The 615-nt window shown below is 41.8% G+C and carries 1 pseudogene; it reads right to left on the reverse strand.

Annotated elements, in window-relative coordinates:
• Positions 1-615 (reverse strand): annotated as a pseudogene (locus tag H8Z79_RS16690) (tetracycline resistance ribosomal protection protein); the annotation flags it as partial.

Below are 615 nucleotides of genomic sequence, written 5' to 3' on the forward strand. Positions count from 1 at the left end.
AACCCGACAGAAGCCCAGAAAGGATTTGGCGGGACTTCTATGTGGATGGTATATTCTGCTTTTCTAAGCGGTCTTTCCATATATATAACAGTAGGCTCTTTTATTTCTGCCTCCACATGATATTTTTCCTCAAGGATGGCACAAATGACTTCCATCTGCACATTCCCCAAAAAAGATAACATAATCTCATGGGTAACAGTATCAATGTCAAAATGCAAAAGAGGGTCTGTATCAGCAATCTCTGCGAGGGCATTTAACAGGGCTTCCCTTTGCTCCGGCTTTTGCGGCTCTACCGTTGTCCGAAGTAATGGCATGGGATTATCAATCCGTGTTTTGTGAGGCAGGAGTTTTTCATTTCCCAGGATATCGTTCAGTTTCAAAGTATCATCAGCTAAAATAACAATTTCTCCCGGACAGGCATGGTCAGCCGGGACGATTTCACCGTTTGTCGGAACACACATCTCTGTGATTTTTATTTTCTCTTTTTCAGATATTCTAATAACATCCCTCAAATGCAATGTTCCGCTATATATACGCACATAAACAAAACGCCGCCTTTTCTCTGAATATTCAATCTTAAAAACCTGCCCGCATAGTTCAGATTGACCTTCAGGC

It is taken from the genome of Blautia intestinalis, from assembly GCF_014297355.1.
In the GTDB taxonomy this organism is placed as follows: Bacteria; Bacillota; Clostridia; order Lachnospirales; family Lachnospiraceae; genus Blautia_A; species Blautia_A intestinalis.